Annotated in this window: 18 protein-coding genes and 1 tRNA gene; 13 read left to right on the top strand and 6 right to left on the bottom strand. The window is 61.6% G+C overall.

Annotated elements, in window-relative coordinates:
* Nucleotides 1-3: 3 nt before the first annotated feature.
* Entirely contained in the window at nucleotides 4-246 is a 243-nt protein-coding gene (locus NKI17_RS09265) for a GIY-YIG nuclease family protein (protein ID WP_023677785.1), read from the bottom strand.
* A 222-nt stretch (nucleotides 247-468) separates the two neighbouring features.
* Nucleotides 469-559, bottom strand: a tRNA-Ser gene (locus tag NKI17_RS09260).
* Nucleotides 560-1,008: 449 nt separating this feature from the next.
* On the opposite strand from NKI17_RS09260, the gene NKI17_RS09255 reads away from it, so the two are divergent.
* Complete coding sequence (locus NKI17_RS09255) at nucleotides 1,009-2,205, top strand: porin (RefSeq protein WP_352569838.1); 1,197 nt, start codon at nucleotides 1,009-1,011, stop codon at nucleotides 2,203-2,205.
* 238 nt (nucleotides 2,206-2,443) lie between these two features.
* Entirely contained in the window at nucleotides 2,444-3,505 is a 1,062-nt protein-coding gene (locus NKI17_RS09250; RefSeq protein ID WP_023677783.1) for a tyrosine-type recombinase/integrase, read from the top strand.
* 265 nt (nucleotides 3,506-3,770) lie between these two features.
* On the opposite strand, the gene NKI17_RS09245 is transcribed toward NKI17_RS09250, so the two are convergent.
* Entirely contained in the window at nucleotides 3,771-4,664 is an 894-nt protein-coding gene (locus NKI17_RS09245; protein WP_352569837.1) for an alpha/beta fold hydrolase, read from the bottom strand.
* 230 nt (nucleotides 4,665-4,894) lie between these two features.
* Nucleotides 4,895-6,934, bottom strand: a complete 2,040-nt coding sequence (locus NKI17_RS09240; protein WP_352569996.1) for a lytic transglycosylase domain-containing protein — start codon at nucleotides 6,932-6,934, stop codon at nucleotides 4,895-4,897.
* Nucleotides 6,935-7,261: 327 nt separating this feature from the next.
* On the opposite strand from NKI17_RS09240, the gene dapA reads away from it, so the two are divergent.
* The 4 genes from dapA to NKI17_RS09220 all read left to right on the top strand — a co-directional run bounded on the left by dapA (nucleotide 7,262) and on the right by NKI17_RS09220 (nucleotide 10,112).
* Nucleotides 7,262-8,143 carry a 4-hydroxy-tetrahydrodipicolinate synthase gene (gene dapA, locus NKI17_RS09235; RefSeq protein WP_352449009.1) on the top strand — a complete coding sequence of 294 codons (882 nt, stop codon included), beginning with the start codon at nucleotides 7,262-7,264 and terminating at the stop codon, nucleotides 8,141-8,143.
* Between the two features lie 25 nt (nucleotides 8,144-8,168).
* Nucleotides 8,169-8,648 carry an SsrA-binding protein SmpB gene (gene smpB, locus NKI17_RS09230; protein ID WP_023768487.1) on the top strand — a complete coding sequence of 160 codons (480 nt, stop codon included), beginning with the start codon at nucleotides 8,169-8,171 and terminating at the stop codon, nucleotides 8,646-8,648.
* A 106-nt stretch (nucleotides 8,649-8,754) separates the two neighbouring features.
* Nucleotides 8,755-9,483, top strand: a complete 729-nt coding sequence (locus tag NKI17_RS09225; RefSeq protein WP_352569836.1) for a GH25 family lysozyme — start codon at nucleotides 8,755-8,757, stop codon at nucleotides 9,481-9,483.
* Between the two features lie 107 nt (nucleotides 9,484-9,590).
* On the top strand, nucleotides 9,591-10,112 hold the full coding sequence (locus NKI17_RS09220; protein ID WP_352622542.1) for a hypothetical protein: 522 nt from the start codon (nucleotides 9,591-9,593) through the stop codon (nucleotides 10,110-10,112).
* 30 nt (nucleotides 10,113-10,142) lie between these two features.
* Here NKI17_RS09220 and NKI17_RS09215 read toward each other — a convergent pair whose 3' ends face one another.
* A complete protein-coding gene (locus tag NKI17_RS09215; RefSeq protein WP_245274739.1) occupies nucleotides 10,143-10,820 on the bottom strand; it encodes a uracil-DNA glycosylase in 678 nt (225 codons plus the stop codon).
* Nucleotides 10,817-11,398 (bottom strand): LabA-like NYN domain-containing protein, encoded by a 582-nt coding sequence (locus NKI17_RS09210; protein ID WP_023677774.1) that lies wholly within the window; start codon nucleotides 11,396-11,398, stop codon nucleotides 10,817-10,819. The genes NKI17_RS09215 and NKI17_RS09210 overlap by 4 nt, the downstream gene beginning before the upstream one ends.
* Before the next feature lie 278 nt (nucleotides 11,399-11,676).
* Here NKI17_RS09210 and rpoZ point away from each other — a divergent pair, with 278 nt between their 5' ends.
* The 7 genes from rpoZ to lepB all read left to right on the top strand — a co-directional run bounded on the left by rpoZ (nucleotide 11,677) and on the right by lepB (nucleotide 17,521).
* Entirely contained in the window at nucleotides 11,677-12,078 is a 402-nt protein-coding gene (gene rpoZ / locus NKI17_RS09205) for a DNA-directed RNA polymerase subunit omega (protein WP_023677773.1), read from the top strand.
* Nucleotides 12,079-12,189: 111 nt separating this feature from the next.
* The gene (locus NKI17_RS09200; RefSeq protein WP_023677772.1) at nucleotides 12,190-14,418 is read left to right on the top strand and encodes a RelA/SpoT family protein; all 2,229 of its coding nucleotides are present in this window, start codon (nucleotides 12,190-12,192) and stop codon (nucleotides 14,416-14,418) included.
* Between the two features lie 86 nt (nucleotides 14,419-14,504).
* The gene (pyrE, locus tag NKI17_RS09195) at nucleotides 14,505-15,083 is read left to right on the top strand and encodes an orotate phosphoribosyltransferase (protein ID WP_352449004.1); all 579 of its coding nucleotides are present in this window, start codon (nucleotides 14,505-14,507) and stop codon (nucleotides 15,081-15,083) included.
* 13 nt (nucleotides 15,084-15,096) lie between these two features.
* Nucleotides 15,097-15,471: a VOC family protein gene (locus tag NKI17_RS09190; RefSeq protein WP_352905725.1), complete on the top strand. Its 375-nt coding sequence runs from the start codon at nucleotides 15,097-15,099 to the stop codon at nucleotides 15,469-15,471.
* 231 nt (nucleotides 15,472-15,702) lie between these two features.
* Nucleotides 15,703-16,284, top strand: coding sequence for a DUF2062 domain-containing protein (locus NKI17_RS09185; RefSeq protein ID WP_023677769.1), 582 nt, complete (start codon nucleotides 15,703-15,705; stop codon nucleotides 16,282-16,284).
* On the top strand, nucleotides 16,281-16,694 hold the full coding sequence (gene acpS, locus NKI17_RS09180) for a holo-ACP synthase (protein WP_023719885.1): 414 nt from the start codon (nucleotides 16,281-16,283) through the stop codon (nucleotides 16,692-16,694). Before NKI17_RS09185 ends, acpS begins: the two co-directional genes overlap by 4 nt.
* 77 nt (nucleotides 16,695-16,771) lie before the next feature.
* Nucleotides 16,772-17,521: a signal peptidase I gene (lepB, locus tag NKI17_RS09175; protein WP_352905724.1), complete on the top strand. Its 750-nt coding sequence runs from the start codon at nucleotides 16,772-16,774 to the stop codon at nucleotides 17,519-17,521.

The following is a 17,521-nucleotide window of genomic DNA, read 5'->3' as shown; positions in this document are numbered from 1 at the left end:
TGGTCACCAAAGGCGTTTGCTGGCAAAAGCATGCCCGGAACCGGATTTGAGATAACGCTCGAATGAGGTCGCCTTGGCTTGGTTCGAGAAGGCGATGCAGGTCACGATCCGCCATGGCAGGAATTTGGAGGTATGGCTGGATTTTCCGGCGTTATGCTCAGCGATCCGTCGCTTCAGGTCCGAGGTCACACCGATATAGCGCTCGCCTTCCGCAGTCTTGCTTTCCAGCAGATATACATACCACACGAACCGGCCCTCCCTCGCCAACGCATTGGAGTGCATCCTCCTTCGCAAGGAGGAATATGCCAACCCCGATTTTGCAAGCGTTCCAAGAGGTTGCGGCCCTCCTTCGCTACGGCTTCGGAGGGCATCCTGCATCGCGCGGAGAGGGGATTCGCTGGACTTGTCCTGCGAAGCGCGCAGCGCGAAGCAGGATGGCCTGCCACCCGAAGCCCGCAGGGCGTAGGGTGGCGGAGAGGATGGGATTCGAACCCACGAGAAGCTTTTGACCTCTACTCCCTTAGCAGGGGAGCGCCTTCGACCACTCGGCCACCTCTCCGTTGCGCCGGTGGATAAAGAAAAGCGCCGGCACAATCAACAAGCTGGCGCTATTATCCTTGAAAAATCGACCCTTCGCCAAAGCGCCGCCCGGCGATGTGGCGATTCTGCGGCAATTCCCTGGTTCGCGACTCGGGCCATGGTCACATTTCAGGCCGACCATCGCCGGAATCCGCCGTTTGCAACGGCTTGCGAAGGGCTGTTGGTTAACGGGAGCTTTCGGAGTGAGGCCAAATCGTGTCATTTGTGCAACAACGCTGGGGTATAGCGCCAACACAAACCTTTTGCCGGTACGATCGTGGTTGAACGCCGCCGTCTCATGGGTAATGTCGGGTTTGAAGGAGCGGCGCGGTGCGCATCTTTTTCGGTAGTGGGGATGGGGCAGGGAACGCTGTCCTTCAGCAAAGAATACCCAGACCCGTTTTTTAACTTTTGACTGGAGGTCAGAAAATGAACATCAAGAGCCTTCTTCTCGGCTCCGCTGCGGCACTGATCGCAGTTTCCGGTGCGCGCGCCGCCGACGCCGTCGTCGTCGCCGAGCCGGAACCCGCTGAATACGTCAAGATCTGCGACGTCTACGGCGCTGGCTACTACTACATCCCCGGCACCGAAATCTGCCTGCGCATCGGCGGCTATGTCCGCTATGACATCTCCGTGGGCCAGGCTGGCTCGTTCGACGGCGCCAGGTACCAGGACCTGTCGGATGCCTTGGATGGTGAAGACAACGTCAACGACGGCTATTACAAGCAGGCTCGCTTCACACTGAGGACCTACACCGGCCAGGAAACCGAGATGGGCACCTTGAAGACCTACACCGAGACCCGCTTCAACTGGGGAACCGGTTATCAAACCGTGCCTGGGTTCGACGAGCACTTTTCCAGGTTTGGTAGCAGAGGCGTTTCGCTGAATTTCGCCTGGATCCAGCTCGGTGGTCTTCGCGTCGGTAAGGACGAAACAGCCTTCAACACGTTCACCGGCTACGCCGGCAACGTCATCCAGGATACGATCGTTCCCTACGGCGGCTTCGACACCAATGTCGTCCAGTACTACTTCGATGCCGGCAACGGCTTCTCGGCCGTGGCGTCGTTGGAAACCGGTGAAGGCTTTATCCTTAACAGCGCCAATACTGCCATCACTCTCGGTCACGACTCGGTCGACAGCTATGTTCCGTATATCGTTGGCGGCGTGAAGTACACGCAGGGCTGGGGTTCCATCAGCGGTGTTGTTGCCTATGACAGCAGCCTGGAAGAATGGGCCGGCAAGGTTCGCCTCGACGTGACGCCGATGCAGAACCTGTCGCTGTTCCTGATGGCCGGCTACGGCTCTGACGACAATCTCCCGCGCAACTTCTACAAGCAGTGGGGCGGTAACTGGGCAGTCTGGGGTGGTGGCACCTACACCATCAACGAGAAGACCTCGTTCAACCTGCAGGCGTCGTATGACGAAGCCAAGGAAGCTGGCGTCGCGGCCAATATCGCCTACGATATCGTTCCCGGCATGACGATCACGGCCGAAGTGGACTGGGCTCATAACAGCCACCACATCGATAGCGACTCGCTGCCCGGTTATGAATACAACTGGACCGGCATCCCGGGCGACAAGAAAAACGCCGTTGGCGGCTTCCTCCGCTTCCAGCGCTCGTTCTAAGGGCTGGACTTAAAGCAAGTGAAATCCAGCCCGGGCGCTTTAACGCCCGGGCTGTTTTTGTTTTCGCGACTGGTCGCAAACAGAAGGAAAAGGGGGTTCGGTAGCTGAACAGGGTTGTGGAACGATGTCGTTGGGATCCGCCACTGGTGGATGAAATCGGCCGCAGCGCTTAAAACTCTTGAAAGGGCACCGCCAAGCAGGTAGGTCTAGGCCTATCCACTCGGGGGTGTGGCGAATAATGACGAACGATGCGATTCAAGAGGGAGGAACCTCTGATCATTTTTCGATGTTTTCTTCTCAAACTGCCAAGATAAAATACAGTTATAACAAGATACGAGAAGTAAAGTCGCACAGGATCGGAGAACTTTTTTCAGCATACCGGGACATACTTTGGGATGACGGGCGGCATAAATACAATGTCAGCTCCTTCATCGGCGAAATAGACGAGATCCTCCTTGGGGAGCGTTTCAGCGCCTTTGACCAAAGCACCCTCGACAATCTTATCGGCACCTTGCGCCAGCGCGGCAACAGCAACGCAACCATCAATCGGAAGATGGCTGCCCTCAGCAAACTGCTGCGCAAGGCTCACAAGATGGGAGATATCCACAGCCTGCCCGAGTTCCGCCGCCAGAAGGAGCGGGCGGGACGGATTCGTTTCCTCGAAAGGGACGAGGAGGCCCGGCTGTTCGCTGCCATCAAGAGCCGCAGCGAGGACGCTTATCGGCTTTCCGTCTTTCTCGTCGACACCGGTTGCCGCCTCGGCGAAGCGCTGGGTTTGATCTGGAACGATATCCAGGAGCACCGCGTCAGTTTCTGGATCACCAAATCCGGCCGCAGCCGCACCATTCCGATGACCGAGCGGGTAAAAGAGGTGATCAAGCTGCCAGCGACCGAGGGCCGCCGGCCCAAGGGCCCGTTCACCAAGCTCAGCCAGGCGCAGTTTCGTGCCATCTGGAACGATGCTAAGGCCGAAGTCGGGCTTGGCGCCGACGATCAGGTCGTGCCGCATATATTGCGCCATACTTGCGCTTCGCGTCTCGTCCAGGGCGGCATCGACATCAGGCGCGTACAGATGTGGCTCGGTCACCAGACGCTGTCGATGACCATGCGCTACGCCCATCTGGCCACCAACGACCTCGACGGCTGCGTCACTGTGCTGGAGACGCCGCGGTGCAGTGGCGCGGACAGTGGCGGCGCAAGCGCTTTGTCTGCTCATTCAGCGATGGATGAGCAGAAGAATAAGCCGGCTAAGAGCGAAAAGTCTCCGAAAACCGTGGTGAAAAGAGCAAAATCCCGGTAGTGTCGCCCATCTGGGTCGCGTACGGCTCTCCCTTCTCCCCTTGTGGGAGAAGGTGGCCGAGCGCAGCTCGGTCGGATGAGGGGTGTTCCAGGGAACGCCAACGCCTCATTTCTTCCAACACCCCTCAACCGTCTTGGCGCTACGCGCCAATCCACCTTCTCCCACAGGGGGAGAAGGGAAGAAACGTGGGCACCGACTTCGACAATCTGTCACCGCTAAATAGGGTCCGTGTAAAGCTTTCAAGGTGGTTATTTGATCTTGAGTTTTACTTCCCACCACCCCGCCGCTCCGCCCGTTCGAAAAAACCAGCGATCCTGCCCGGCAGGATCCCGGACTCCAAAAACGGTGCATGCCCCTGGCCGTCGGCGGTGATCGTCTCGATATCGGTATGGCGCGTCCGCATCTGCTCGAGCGTTTCGGCGGACAGCAGCTTCGAATTCGCGCCGCGTATGACGAGCATCGGGATGGCCGCCAGCGCGTCGAACTGTGGCCAAAGATCGGCCAGCGGCCGGCTGGGATCGAGCCCCGCCAGCGTCTCGACCAGTTTCGGATCGAAATCGGGCAGAAATCCCTCCTCGGTCTCGCGGTAGAGGGCTGATGCCATCCGCTCCCAATCCGCATCGGTCAGCGCCGCAAAATCCGCGCCATGGGTGCTGCGCAGGCCGCGGACCACCTCTGCGTACGTCTTCGGCCTGGGCGCGAGGTCGAGATAGGAGCGGATATGGGCGAGACCTTGCGACTCGATCACCGGGCCGATGTCGTTGAAGACGATGGCCTTCAGCACTGGCGGCCGCATCGCCCCGAGCACATGGATGATCAGTCCGCCGCGCGACGTCCCAATGAAGGCTGCCTTCTCGATGTTCAGCGCCGCCAGCCCGGCAAGGATATCGCCCGCCTCGATGCCGATATTGTAATGGCCGATATCGGCATCGTAGGCGGACTGCCCGCGCCCGCGATAGTCGAAGGCGACGACGTTGCGCTTCGCTTGCGCCGACAGATAAAGCGCCAATTCGTGAAAGTCACGGCAATTGCGGGTCAGGCCGGGCAGGCAAACGACTGGCCAGCGGCCGGAATTCGCTTCGCCGTAGATGCGGGCGTGCAGGGACAGCCCGTCCGGCGCGGCGTAGAAGAAATCGGAGAAGCCTTCGTCGTTTGGCATGTACACTCGATTCCGTGCTGCTGTCAGATCGTTGCGACTGCTACAGGCGAGGGCAGGGGCGGTCAAATCGGGGGCTCTTCCTTCTCTCCTTGTGGGAGAAGGTGGATCGGCGCGTTAGCGCCGAGACGGTTGGGGGGTGTTGGACGGAGCGCTGTCGGAACCAAGCTGGAGCACCCTCATCCGACCGAGCTTCGCTCGGCCACCTTCTCCCACAAGGGGGGAAGGAAAGGCTAACCCCGGCCGTTCACCAGATCTCCGACAATATCGTACTTGCCGGAGATACGCATCTTGTAGACCTCGTAATTCTCCATCACGCGCTGAACGTAACTTCTTGTTTCCGTATAGGGAATCCGCTCGATCCAGTCGACGACTGCATCGACGTCCTTGCCGTGCGGGTCGCCGTATTTCGCCACCCACTGGGCGGCGCGGGCGGGACCGGCATTGTAGCCGGCGAAGGTCAGCACGTAGGAGCCGTCGAAGCGGCCGAGCTGCTCGCCGAGAAAGGCAGCGCCCAGCGTCGCATTGTAGCCGGCATCGGTGGTCAGCCGGGCCTGAGAAAATGTCATGCCGGCCTTCTTCGCCAATTGCTTGGCCGTGCCTGGCATCAGCTGCAGCAGTCCTCGCGCGCCGGCGCTGGAGACGGCGCCGATGTTGAACTCGCTTTCCTGGCGGGCAATCGCATAGGCCAGCGCCTTGCCCGAGCCGGAAATGTTGGCGGTGTCGGGAATGACGCCGAGCGGATGCGACAGCGCGCCGACGTCGATGCCACGTGCGCCGGCGATCTTGCCGACCTTCAGCGCCATGAAATGGTTGCCTTGTCTTTCCGCCAGCATCGCAAGCAGCGCCAGTTCGCCGGGGCTGCTCAACTGCCCGGCAAGGTCGCGGTAGAGGGTTTCGGCATAGCGGTCATAGCCAGCCTGCTGCAGCCGCTCGATGGCGCTGACAGCCTCGCGGGTGGCAAAATTCCGGCGGTCGGCGGCACTTGGCTGCGGGTAGACGATATTGAGGGTCCGCTGGCCGACACGCTCGCCGGCGAGCTGGCCGTAAAAGGTCGTGCCGTAGCTGGCGGCGCGGCTGAAATAATCCTTGGCACTGCCGGGACCGCCGACCTCGGCGGCACGGCCGAGCCAGTAATAGGCGCGCGACAGCGACATCGGCCCTTGGGCGAGCTCCGCGATTTGCGCAAAATGCTTGGCGGCGGTGCTCGGGTCGTTGAGGCCGCGCAGCGCGTACCAGCCTGCATGGAATTCCGCCTCGGCAGCATTGGCGGGACTTTCGGCGGCATGCGCGGCGACTATTCTGTAGGCGGTCTTCATGTCGCCCTGGTCGACCAGCTCGCGCGACAGCACCCGGCGTTCGACCCACCAGGCGTCCGGATCGACCAGCGCGTCGCGGTCGCCCGGCGCCTTCAGCACCAGCGCGGCGGCATCGGAAAATTTCTGTTGCTTGCGCAGATATTCGGCTTCGGCAAACAGATAGCCGGCCGCCCGCTGCGCTGCCGGCACCGCCTTCAGCAGCTTGGCCGCGTTCTTGTCGCCTTTGGTGACTGCCGCCCAGGCATCGGCCAATTGCTGGGCGCCGGCGAGACCGGCGACGCGCAGCGCCGAAGCGACCCGATCGGCATAAAACATGCGCTCCATGCGGAAGCGATGGTCGGCGGCCGGGATCAGCGCGCCGAACTCGCGGATGACCGCCGCCTCGTCCGTGGCTTCGAGCTTTTCGGTGCGCCAGAATGGCGACAGCACCGAGCGCGCCGCCTTCGTATCGCCCAGCGCTACATAGGAGCGGGCAAGGATCACCACGCCCTCGAAGGTCAGCGGCTGGCTGCCGTCGAACGCCCGCACCACGACCTGTGGCGCGGGGTTCTCGCGATAGAGCGCGCGCTCGCTGTTCTTGCGCAAGGCCATCGTGCCCGGCCAGTTCGGCAGCATCTTCGCGGCATCGGCGATTTCGCCGCTCGGCACCTGGTCGCCGCCATAGAGCGCAATCGCCCAGGCAAGGATGTGCCGATCGAGCGATTTGGCCGGCAGCGTTTCGCGCACTTGGCGCGCGCGCTGAATGTCGTTTGCCGCCAGCGCATCGAGACCGCTCTTCAGCGCCGCGACGCTGGCGGATGGCGAAGGGGACTGCTGCAGTGCATCGTTCTGCGGCTCCGTCATCGGGATCGCCGACGTGACCTGCCCATCGACGCTGCCGCCGATCGCCGCGCCGGGGATCAGCACAACGATCGCGCCGAGAAGCGCGAAAAGATGAAGCCGCCTGGTCGGCATGGATTTGGTCATTTCCTATTCTTCGATGCTACCACGGGCACAGATGAACTGCAGTCTATTCGTATGTGATGAAGGGCCCGTAAAGAAAACCTTATCGAGGTCGTTCGAATTGCAATTGCTGGCGCAATGCTTGCCGCGCAACAATGTCGAGACTATGGTGCGCCGCTTCGCTTTCGGCTAGAAGGCGCGCACGACAAACACCTACAGCGCCGCGCGTCTTCTCAGACGCGCAAGGGACGCTGTAGCAATTTAAATTTGGCGCATGATCCTTTCCGAAATCGACTGCGATTTTCGGGGTCATGCGCTAGTCCCAAGGAGTTGGACGACATGCTAAGAGGCTCGCTGACCGCGCTCGTCACACCGTTCGAAAAGAGCGGCCGTTTCGACGAGAAAGCCTTTCGCGCGTTCATCGCCTGGCAGATCGCCGAAGGCACGACGGGCGTGGTCCCGGTCGGCACCACCGGCGAGTCGCCGACGCTGTCGCATGACGAGCACCGCCAAGTCGTCAAGGTTTGCATTGAGGTCGCCAAGGGCCGGGTTCCGGTCGTCGCCGGCGCCGGCTCCAACAACACCGACGAGGCGGTCGGCCTGGTCCAGTATGCCGAGAAGGCGGGCGCCGACGCGGCCCTTGTCGTCACGCCTTATTACAACAGACCGACGCAGCGCGGCCTCTATGCGCATTTCGCCGCCGTCGCCAAGGCGACCAGCCTGCCGATCATCATCTACAACATTCCACCGCGCTCGGTGGTCGACATGAGCCCGGAGACAATGGGGCAATTGGTGCACGACTTCAAGAACATCGTCGGCGTCAAGGATGCCACCGGCAAGGTCGAGCGGGTTTCGGAGCAGCGCGCCACCTGCGGCAAGGATTTCATCCAGCTCTCCGGCGAAGACGCCTCGGCGCTCGGCTTCAACGCGCATGGCGGCGTCGGCTGTATTTCGGTGACGGCAAATGTCGCACCCAGGCTTTGCGCTGAATTCCAGGAGGCAACGCTTTCCGGTGACTGCGCTAAGGCGCTCGACCTGCAGGACCGTCTGTTGCCGCTGCACAAGGCGATTTTCATGGAGCCCGGCGTTTCCGGCGCGAAATATGCGCTGTCGAAGCTGGGCAAGGTCGAGAATGTGCTGCGCTCGCCGCTAATGACGGTCGAGCCGTCGACCGCCGAGAAGATCGACGCGGCGATGAAGCACGCCGGCTTGATAAACTAAGGATGAGGCACCACCTCTCCGCATCATGAATCAAGTCAGAAAAGCCGATCCCAACAACAAGACCGTTGCGGAAAACCGCAAGGCGCGGTTTTCCTATGAGGTGCTCGACACGATCGAGGCCGGCCTGGTGCTGACCGGTACGGAAGTGAAATCGCTGCGCCAGGGCCAGGCCAATATCCAGGACAGCTACGCCTCGGTCGAGGGCGGCGAGATCTGGCTGATCAACTCCTATTTGCCGGAGTATCTGCAGGCCAACCGCTTCAACCATGAGCCGCGCCGCCGCCGCAAACTGCTGCTCAACAAGCGCGAGATGGCCAAGCTGGCGCAAAGCGTCGACCGCGAAGGCATGACGCTGGTGCCGCTGAAGATCTACTTCAACGACCAAGGCCGTGCCAAGCTGCTGCTCGCCGTTGGCCGCGGCAAGAAGCTGCACGACAAGCGCGAGACCGAAAAGCAGCGCGACTGGTCGCGCGAGAAGGGCCGGCTGCTGAAAGAGCGAGGGTGAGGGGCGGTCCGCGAAGCGGAAAAAAAGCCAGCGATTTGGCTTTTCGAGCGACGAACGCCCGGAGCCATAGCGGCGGGCAGGGCGGACCAAAAGGGATAGGTCTCGTTTGAAAAACCGGATCGTCTTATGGGGCGCGGCCGGTCTGCTCGTGGCGGGCCTCGTTCTGGCCGGCGGCTATACCTACTTCCAGACGTTTTCTCCGGATCGCGGCAAATATCCGGTCAGGGGCATCGACGTCTCCCATCATCAGCGGCAGATCGACTGGCGGCGTGTTGCCGCCGACGATGTCGCCTTCGCCGTGATCAAGGCGACGGAAGGCGGCGATCATGTCGACGATGCCTTCGCCGCCAATTTGCGCGCGGCCCGCGCCGCCGGTCTTGCCGTCGGTGCCTATCATTTCTTCACCTTCTGCAGACCGGGTGCCGATCAGGCACGCAACTTCATCTCGGTGGTGCCGCACGATCAGCCTTTGCTGCCGCCGGTGGTAGACATCGAGTTCGGCGGCAATTGCCCGCAGCGGCCAACTCCCGAACAGCTGAGCGCCGAACTCTCCGCCTTCCTCGGCCCGGTCGAGGCGGCGTTCGGCAAGACGGCGATCCTCTATGTGACCGACGAGGCGGCGCAAGCCTATGCCGGGCAGCTAGCCAGCCGCCCGCGCTGGCTGCGTTCGCTGGCGCTGCGGCCGGGCCATGACAACTGGATCTACTGGCAGTATCACAACCGGGGCCGCGTCGACGGCATCAGCGGCGACGTCGACCTGAATGTTCTCCAGGGCGGACCTGCGACGCTGGCCGCATTGTTTGCCGCAGCGCCTGAAGCGACGGCGTCGGATTGACGCTATTCCTGTCCACCAAAACACCCTCGATGGCCCGAAGACAGAGCGACGAAGCGTTCCCCATGTGGCTATTCATATCGCAGGCGGCGCCGTGCTAAGTACATTTGATGCCGGAGCGCCCTTCATCAACCAATGACAGCAACGCCCCGCCTGCTGCGACGGACGGCGGCGACCCCCGCCTGGCATTTGTCTATGCGGAGGCGGTGCGTGGCCTCCAGCACCAGCAGGGCGTGGTTGAAAGTCTCAATACGCGCGCCGGCAATCTGATCTTCGCAACCGCGTTCGCGAGTTCTCTCCTCGGAGGCAGGGCGCTCCTGGATGGCGTGGGGCCTTGGGACTGGCTGGCGCTGACATTGCTTTTTCTTATCGGGCTGCTGGTCGCGATTATGGTGTGGCCGTATTATAACTATACGTTCCGTTTCGATCCAGAGAAGCTGCTCCAGGACTTCGTCGATCAGCACCCTCCCGCAACCCTGGACGGGATGCACCGAGCGCTTGCGCTGCGCATCAAATCCGACATGGCCAGCAATTGGCGGATCATCCAACGCCTGCGCGTCGCGCTGCAGCTTGCACTGTTTCTGTGGTTGCTGGATCTCCCGGCCTGGTTGTTCGCGATCGCCCGAATCTAGGGCTCGTGCCCTGGCGGGCGTCGCCCGACTCTATGTCTTCAGAAAAGCTTCTATCTGACTGAAGACGTTGACGAACATCGCTTCCGTCAACACGCCGGTATTGGTGTTGTAGCGCGAGCAATGATAGCTGGAAAACAGCGTGATGCCATTGGCCTGCTGCTGCCCACCATGCCGGAACGGATAGGCTGCAACGCGTTGGCCGAGCGCCCGCACGGTCGACTGGTGCGCGATCGAGCCAAGCGCCAGCACAGCGCGCAGATTTGGAAATCGCGCGATCGTCGGCACCAGGAACGTCCGGCAGGTCGCTATCTCGGCGCCAACCGGCTTGTTGTCCGGCGGCACGCAGCGCACCGCATTGGTAATCGCCGTACCGACAAGCTCCAGCCCGTCATCCGGTCGCGCTTTGAATTCGCCGCGCGCAAAGCCGTGCGCGATCAGCGTGTTGTAGAGCAGGTCGCCGGCAAAATCGCCGGTGAAGGGACGCCCCGTCCGGTTTGCCCCGCGCAGGCCCGGCGCCAGCCCGACGATCAGCAGACGCACTGCATCCTCGCCTTCCGGCGGCAAAAAGGTCGGCACCGGCGCGTTGAACCAGGACGGCTCGCGCCGCCGCCACTCGGCGATGAAGTCGTGCAACCGCGGGCAGAGCGGGCAATCGCGATCGGGTTCGGGGGAGACGACCAGGGGCGCGGTCAAGGCAACGACCGTCAATAGTCTTCCTCGTCGACTTCGGCCGGTTCGGGCCGGCGCACCGGCCGCTCCGACGGATCGCGGCCGACTTCATTCTTGAGCGTCATCAAGTCGATGAAATGGTCGGCCTGGCGGCGCAGATCGTCGGAGATCATCGGCGGCTGCGAAGCCATGGTCGAGACGATCGACACCTTGCGCCCGCGCCGCTGCAGCGCCTCGACCAGCGTGCGGAAATCGCCGTCGCCCGAAAAGATGACATAATGGTCGACGACATCGGCAAGCTCGAGCGCATCGACGGTCAGCTCGATATCCATATTGCCCTTAATCTTGCGCCGGCCGGTCGAGTCGGTGAATTCCTTGGCCGGTTTGGTCACCACCTTGAAGCCGTTATAGTCGAGCCAGTCGATCAGCGGCCGTATCGAGGAGTATTCCTGATCCTCGACCAGCGCGGTGTAGTAATAAGCGCGCAGCAGATAGCCGCGTTTCTGGAAGCTCGCCAGAAGTTTGCGGTAATCGATGTCAAAGCCCAGCGCGCGCGAGGTGGCGTAGAGATTGGCACCGTCGATAAAGAGAGCGATTTTTTCACGAGGATCGAACATGGAAAATGTCCTTTTTCGAAATAAGCGGTCGTCTAAATGGGTGGCGACTATCGGCCGGTCTGATAATAGACCTGTTGGCCTTCATCGTTCGAGATAACGCCAGTTTTACGGCAATCCAAGGCACCATGCCGCACCGCAAGCAATTGTGATCGGCGCTGTGTCGTCGCAGGCGGCCCGCGTCAGAGCTGCGCACCGCCATAAAAGCTTGTATTTTGGCGGCGTTCGGGTTATGGACCGCGCCTGTTTTCCATCAAATCCAGGCATGAAAGGGGCAACTCATGGCCCGCGTAACCGTTGAAGATTGCATCGACAAGGTCGACAACCGCTTCGAGCTGGTGCTCCTGGCCGGCCACCGCGCCCGTCAGATCAGCCAGGGCGCGCAGATCACCGTACCGCGCGACAACGACAAGAACCCGGTCGTTGCGCTCCGCGAAATCGCCGAAGAGACGCTGTCGCCGGATGACCTCAAGGAAGATCTCATCCATTCGCTGCAGAAGCATGTCGAGGTCGATGAGCCGGAAGCCGATGGCGAGGCGATTGCCGACCAGACCGGCAGCGCCGTTGCAGCCACCGATGCCGACGACGCCGAGGACAACGTCACCTTCGATCGCATGACCGAAGAAGACCTGTTGGCCGGCATCGAAGGCCTGGTGCCGCCGGAAAAAAGCGACGATTATTGATCTTAGCGACAACTGCCGACACTTTCGCGTCGGCAGTTTCGTGGCTATCTATGACATGCGCCGTACGCCAGTGCGGCGCATAATTCATTTCAGCATTGCGAGATCCCGCCCATGATGCGTCAGTATGAGCTTGTCGAGCGCGTGCAGCGCTACAAGCCTGACGTCAACGAGGCGCTGCTCAACAAGGCCTATGTTTACGCCATGCAGAAGCATGGCCACCAGAAACGCGCCTCCGGCGACCCGTATTTCTCGCATCCGCTCGAAGTCGCCGCCATCCTCACCGAAATGCACATGGACGAGGCGACGATCGCCGTTGCCTTGCTGCACGACACGATCGAGGACACCACGGCGACCAGGGCCGAGATCGACGAATTGTTCGGCCCGGAAATGGGCAAGCTGGTCGAGGGCCTGACCAAGCTGAAGAAGCTCGACCTCGTCTCGAAGAAGGCCGAGCAGGCGGAGAACCTGCGCAAGCTGTTGCTGGCGATCTCGGAAGACGTGCGCGTGCTTCTGGTCAAGCTCGCCGACCGCCTGCACAATATGCGCACGCTCGACCATGTGCCGGAAGCCAAGCGCCTGCGCATCGCCGAAGAGACGATGGACATCTACGCGCCGCTGGCCGGCCGCATGGGCATGCAAGGCATGCGCGAGGAGCTGGAGGAGATTGCCTTCCGCTTCATCAATCCGGAAGCCTACCGCGCCGTCACCGCACGGCTGGCCGAAATCTTCGAGCGCAACAAGGGCGTGCTGTCGGAGATCGAGAAAGCGCTCTCCACGCTGTTCGACAAATATTCGATCAAGGCCGAGGTCAAGAGCCGGCAGAAGAAGCCGTGGTCGGTATTCCGCAAGATGGAGGCCAAGGCGCTGTCGTTCGAGCAGCTGTCCGACATTTTCGGCTTCCGCGTCGTTGTCGAGACGGTCGAGGACTGTTACCGCGCGCTCGGCGCCATCCACACCACCTGGTCGATGGTGCCCGGCCGCTTCAAGGATTACATCTCGACGCCGAAGCAGAACGACTACCGCTCGATCCACACCACCATCGTCGGCCCGTCGCGCCAGCGCGTCGAATTGCAGATCCGCACCTATCAAATGAACAAGATCGCCGAATACGGCGTCGCGGCTCATTCGATCTATAAGGATACCGGCGGCAAGATGAATGGTGCCGCCCATGCGATCTCGAAGGAAACCAATGCCTATGCCTGGCTGCGGCGCACCATCGAGCAGCTTGCCGAAGGCGACAATCCCGAGGACTTCCTCGAAAACACCAAGCTGGAACTGTTTCAGGACCAGGTATTCTGCTTCACGCCGAAGGGCATGCTGATCGCGCTGCCGCGCGGCGCCACGCCGATCGACTTTGCCTATGCCGTCCACACCGACGTCGGCGACACTTGCGTCGGCGCCAAGGTCAATGGCCGCATCATGCCGCTGATGACGGAGCTGAAGAACGGCGACGAGGTCGAGATCATCCGCTCGAAGGCGCAGGTCCCGCCGGCGGCGTGGGAATCGGTGGTCGTTACCGGCAAGGCACGCTCGGCCATCCGCCGCGCCACCAAGAACGCCATTCGCAAGCAATATTCGGGTCTCGGTATCCGCATTCTGGAGCGCGCCTTCGAACGCTCTGGCAAGACCTTCACCAAGGAAAGCCTGAAGCCGGTGCTGCACCGGCTGGCGCGCAAGGACATCGAGGATGTACTGGCCGCGGTCGGCCGAGGCGAACTTGCCTCCACCGATGTCATGAAGGCGGTGTTTCCCGACTACAAGGACGAGCGTGTCACGTTGGTCGCGCCCAAGCAGCGCGAGGAGGGCTGGTCGAAGATCCGCAACGCCGCCGGCATGCTGTTCCAGATTCCGGGCCGCGCCGCACGCAAGGACAAGAACCAGCCGCGCGACGACGCGGTGCCGATCCGCGGTGTGCGCGGCGATCTGCCGGTGCGCTTCGCGCCGGAGGGGGCAGTGCCAGGCGATCGCATCGTCGGCATCGTGCAGCCGGGAACCGGTATCACCATCTATCCGATCCAGTCGCCGGCGCTGCAGGCCTTTGACGACCAGCCCGAGCGCTGGATCGACGTGCGCTGGGATATTGACGAGCGTACCAAGGAGCGGTTCCCGGCGCGGGTCTCGGTCACCGCCATCAACGCGCCGGGTTCGCTGGCCGACATTGCACAGGTCGTCGCATCCAACGACGCCAATATCCACACTCTGTCGATGGTGCGCACCGCGCCCGATTTCACCGAAATGCTGATCGATCTCGAAGTGTGGGACCTCAAGCACTTGAACCGGCTGCTGTCGCAGCTAAAGGACAATTCGAGCGTCAGCGATGCAAGGCGCGTGAATGGGTGAATAGTGAATAGTGAATAGTGAATAGTGAATAGTGAAGAGGGTGCTCTCACTACCATTCACCATTCACCATGGACATGGAGTGAACGATGAACACCGATGAAGTGCTGGGCATTTTCCGCGAGGCCGGCGCCGTTCTCGAAGGGCATTTCATCCTGACGTCGGGCCTGCGCAGCCCGGTCTTCCTGCAGAAGGCGCGCGTTTTCATGCATGCCGACAAGACCGAGCGCTTGTGCAAGGCGCTCGCCGAAAAGATCCGCACTGGCGTGCCCGGCAGGATCGACTACGTCGTCGGCCCGGCGATCGGCGGGCTGATCCCGGCCTATGAGACCTCGCGCCATCTTGGTGCGCCGGCGATCTGGGTCGAGCGGGAAGGGGGCGAATTCAGGCTGCGCCGCTTCGAGATCGCCAAGGGATCGCGCGTCGTCATTGTCGAGGACATCGTCACCACCGGCCTGTCGATCCGCGAGACCATCGACTGCCTGCGCGGCCTTGGCGCCGAAGTCGTTGCCGCCGCATGCATCATCGACCGCTCGGCCGGCAAGACCGATGTCGGCGTGCCGCTGATCGCGCTCGCCGAATATGAAGTTCCGGCCTATCCAGCCGACATGCTGCCGCCCGAGCTCGCCGCCATACCGGCGATCAAGCCGGGCAGCCGCAATATATGACTGAGACGCTGCCGTGATTGCCGGCATCGATCATTTCGTGCTGACAGTTCGTTCGGTGGACGATACCTGCGCCTTCTATCAGCGCGTGCTTGGCTTCGAGCGCCTCGACGAGCCGGATCGACCAACGGCGCTGCTGTTTGGAACGCAAAAGATCAATGTGCATGAGGTCGGGCGTACCTTCGAGCCGAAGGCCAAGGCGCCGGGCTCCGGAGATTTCTGCTTGATTGCTGCCCGGCCGCTCGCCGAGATATGTGCCAACCTCGCCGCCAATGGTGTGGTGATAGAGGTCGGCCCGGTCGAGCGTGCCGGCGCTCGTGGCGCTATAATGTCGGTCTATTTTCGTGACCCGGACGGCAACCTCGTCGAGGTCAGCGAATATCGATCCTAAGCGACGCTCCTTAAATTCGCCGCGATCATACCCTGTTCAGAACGGCGATACCCAAGGCTGGCGCGACCGGCCACCGAGCGGATGCCCTCGGCCTCGTTGTTCTTCGGCCAGCGCATCGCTATATCAAAGTCGTAGTTGCTTTTCGGCGACCGCAGAGCGCAGCATAGGGCTGTCGCGCCCGGCTGGAGAAGCCGGCGTGAAGCCATTGACGGAACTAGGAACAGGAACAGAGTGCTTTTTCGACGGCGCAAGCCTGATGGTTTTTTCGAGCGGGTGCGTACTTATTTGTGGCCGCGCCGCTCGTTCTCGCGCTCGCTGCGGTATTTTTCCAAGCGCATCCTGCGGCTTAGGGCCACGCCGCATGCCGTGGCCGCCGGTGTTGCGGCGGGCGTATTCGCGTCGTTTTTCCCGCTTGGCTTTCACTTCATCATTGCTGCCATCCTGTGCTGGCTGATCGCCGGCAATCTGGTCGCGGCAGCACTCGGCACGGTCTTCGGCAACCCCCTGACCTTTCCGCTGCTATGGGCCGCCTCCTGGGAGGTCGGCAAGCTGATCCTGCATGAACACCTGCCGGCGCATGGCCCGCCCGCGCATCTCGGCGACATGCTGCATAATCTTTCCTTTGCGCAATTGTGGGGACCGGTGCTGAAGCCGATGACGATCGGCGCAATACCGCTCGGCCTGGTTTTCGGCCTGCTGTTTTACGGCATCACCCGCTGGGGCATGGTCACTTTCCACGAGCAGCGCCGCAAGCGGCTGGCCGAAAGAGCCGCAAAGGCTGGAAAAACCGGGCCGGAAGTTCCTGCCGAATGATTATCGGTATCGGCAGCGACCTCATCGACATCAGACGCATCGAGAAGTCGCTGGAACGCCATGGCCAGCGCTTCATCCAGCGCATCTACACCGAGATCGAACAGGCGCGCTCCGAAAACCGCGCGGCGCGTGCGGCCTCCTACGCCAAGCGTTTCGCTGCCAAGGAAGCCTGCGCCAAGGCATTGGGTACCGGTCTGGCGCAGGGTGTGTTCTGGCGCGACATGGGGGTCGTCAACCTGGCCAGCGGCAAGCCGACCATGGCGCTGACCAATGGGGCGGCAGCGCGGCTGGACGAAATTCTGCCTGAAGGGCACCGCGCGGTGATCCACCTCACCATCACCGATGATTTTCCGCTCGCTCAAGCCTTTGTGATCATTGAAGCGTTGCCGGTCGAAGAAGCGCCACATTGATTGCATCTGACCACCGGCATGACGTTGCCCAGCGCGCGCCGAGACTCTATACCATCCAACGCACAATCGAGGACGACATGAGCGTGGCTGAAAAAACCCAGAAGAAATCCGGCGGACTTGGCGAAACCGTCAGCGTCATAGTCCAGGCCCTGCTGCTTGCGCTGGTCATCCGCACGCTCCTGTTCCAGCCGTTCTCGATCCCGTCCGGGTCGATGCGGCCGACTTTGCTCGAAGGCGACTATCTCTTCGTCACCAAGTGGTCCTACGGCTTCTCCCGCTATTCACTGCCGTTCGGGCCGAACATCTTTTCGGACCGCATCTGGGGCTCAGAGCCGAAGCGCGGCGACGTGGTGGTGTTCAAGTTTCCGCCGGATCCTTCTGTCGACTATATCAAGCGCGTCGTCGGCCTGCCGGGCGACAAGATCCAGGTCAAGGATGGCCAGCTCTTCATCAACGATGTGGGTGTGCCGCGCGTCAAGGTCGGGCAGATCGACAACCACGACATCACCGAGGAGAACGGGCCGGTCGATGTCTATCGCGAGACGCTGCCGAACGGCGTCAGCTACGACACGCTCGACCTGACGCAGGCTTCGATCGGCGACAATACCAAAGAGTTCAAGGTGCCGCCCGGTCATTATTTCATGATGGGCGACAATCGCGACAACTCGTCGGACAGCCGCTTCACCGTCGGCTTCGTGCCGGACGAAAATTTGGTCGGCCGCGCCAACCTCATTTTCTTCTCGATCGGCGGCAGCGCCAGCCCGCTCGAAATCTGGAAATGGCCGTCACTGATGCGCGCCTCGCGCCTGTTCCATTTCGTCAATTAG

The organism is Mesorhizobium sp. M0816, from assembly GCF_040320005.1.
In the GTDB taxonomy this organism is placed as follows: Bacteria; Pseudomonadota; Alphaproteobacteria; order Rhizobiales; family Rhizobiaceae; genus Mesorhizobium.
The sequence above is the reverse complement of the archived record's forward strand: the minus strand, read 5'-3'. Positions and strand labels throughout refer to the sequence as shown.

Bases quoted from the DNA above. Each gene is read 5' to 3' on its own strand.
- NKI17_RS09255 (WP_352569838.1), top strand. From the start codon at position 1,009: ATGAACATCAAGAGCCTTCTTCTCGGCTCCGCTGCGGCACTGATCGCA.
- NKI17_RS09250 (WP_023677783.1), top strand. From the start codon at position 2,444: ATGACGAACGATGCGATTCAAGAGGGAGGAACCTCTGATCATTTTTCG.
- NKI17_RS09245 (WP_352569837.1), bottom strand. From the start codon at position 4,664: ATGCCAAACGACGAAGGCTTCTCCGATTTCTTCTACGCCGCGCCGGAC.
- NKI17_RS09240 (WP_352569996.1), bottom strand. From the start codon at position 6,934: ATGCCGACCAGGCGGCTTCATCTTTTCGCGCTTCTCGGCGCGATCGTT.
- dapA (WP_352449009.1), top strand. From the start codon at position 7,262: ATGCTAAGAGGCTCGCTGACCGCGCTCGTCACACCGTTCGAAAAGAGC.
- smpB (WP_023768487.1), top strand. From the start codon at position 8,169: ATGAATCAAGTCAGAAAAGCCGATCCCAACAACAAGACCGTTGCGGAA.
- NKI17_RS09220 (WP_352622542.1), top strand. From the start codon at position 9,591: ATGCCGGAGCGCCCTTCATCAACCAATGACAGCAACGCCCCGCCTGCT.
- NKI17_RS09210 (WP_023677774.1), bottom strand. From the start codon at position 11,398: ATGTTCGATCCTCGTGAAAAAATCGCTCTCTTTATCGACGGTGCCAAT.
- rpoZ (WP_023677773.1), top strand. From the start codon at position 11,677: ATGGCCCGCGTAACCGTTGAAGATTGCATCGACAAGGTCGACAACCGC.
- NKI17_RS09200 (WP_023677772.1), top strand. From the start codon at position 12,190: ATGATGCGTCAGTATGAGCTTGTCGAGCGCGTGCAGCGCTACAAGCCT.
- pyrE (WP_352449004.1), top strand. From the start codon at position 14,505: ATGAACACCGATGAAGTGCTGGGCATTTTCCGCGAGGCCGGCGCCGTT.
- acpS (WP_023719885.1), top strand. From the start codon at position 16,281: ATGATTATCGGTATCGGCAGCGACCTCATCGACATCAGACGCATCGAG.
- lepB (WP_352905724.1), top strand. From the start codon at position 16,772: ATGAGCGTGGCTGAAAAAACCCAGAAGAAATCCGGCGGACTTGGCGAA.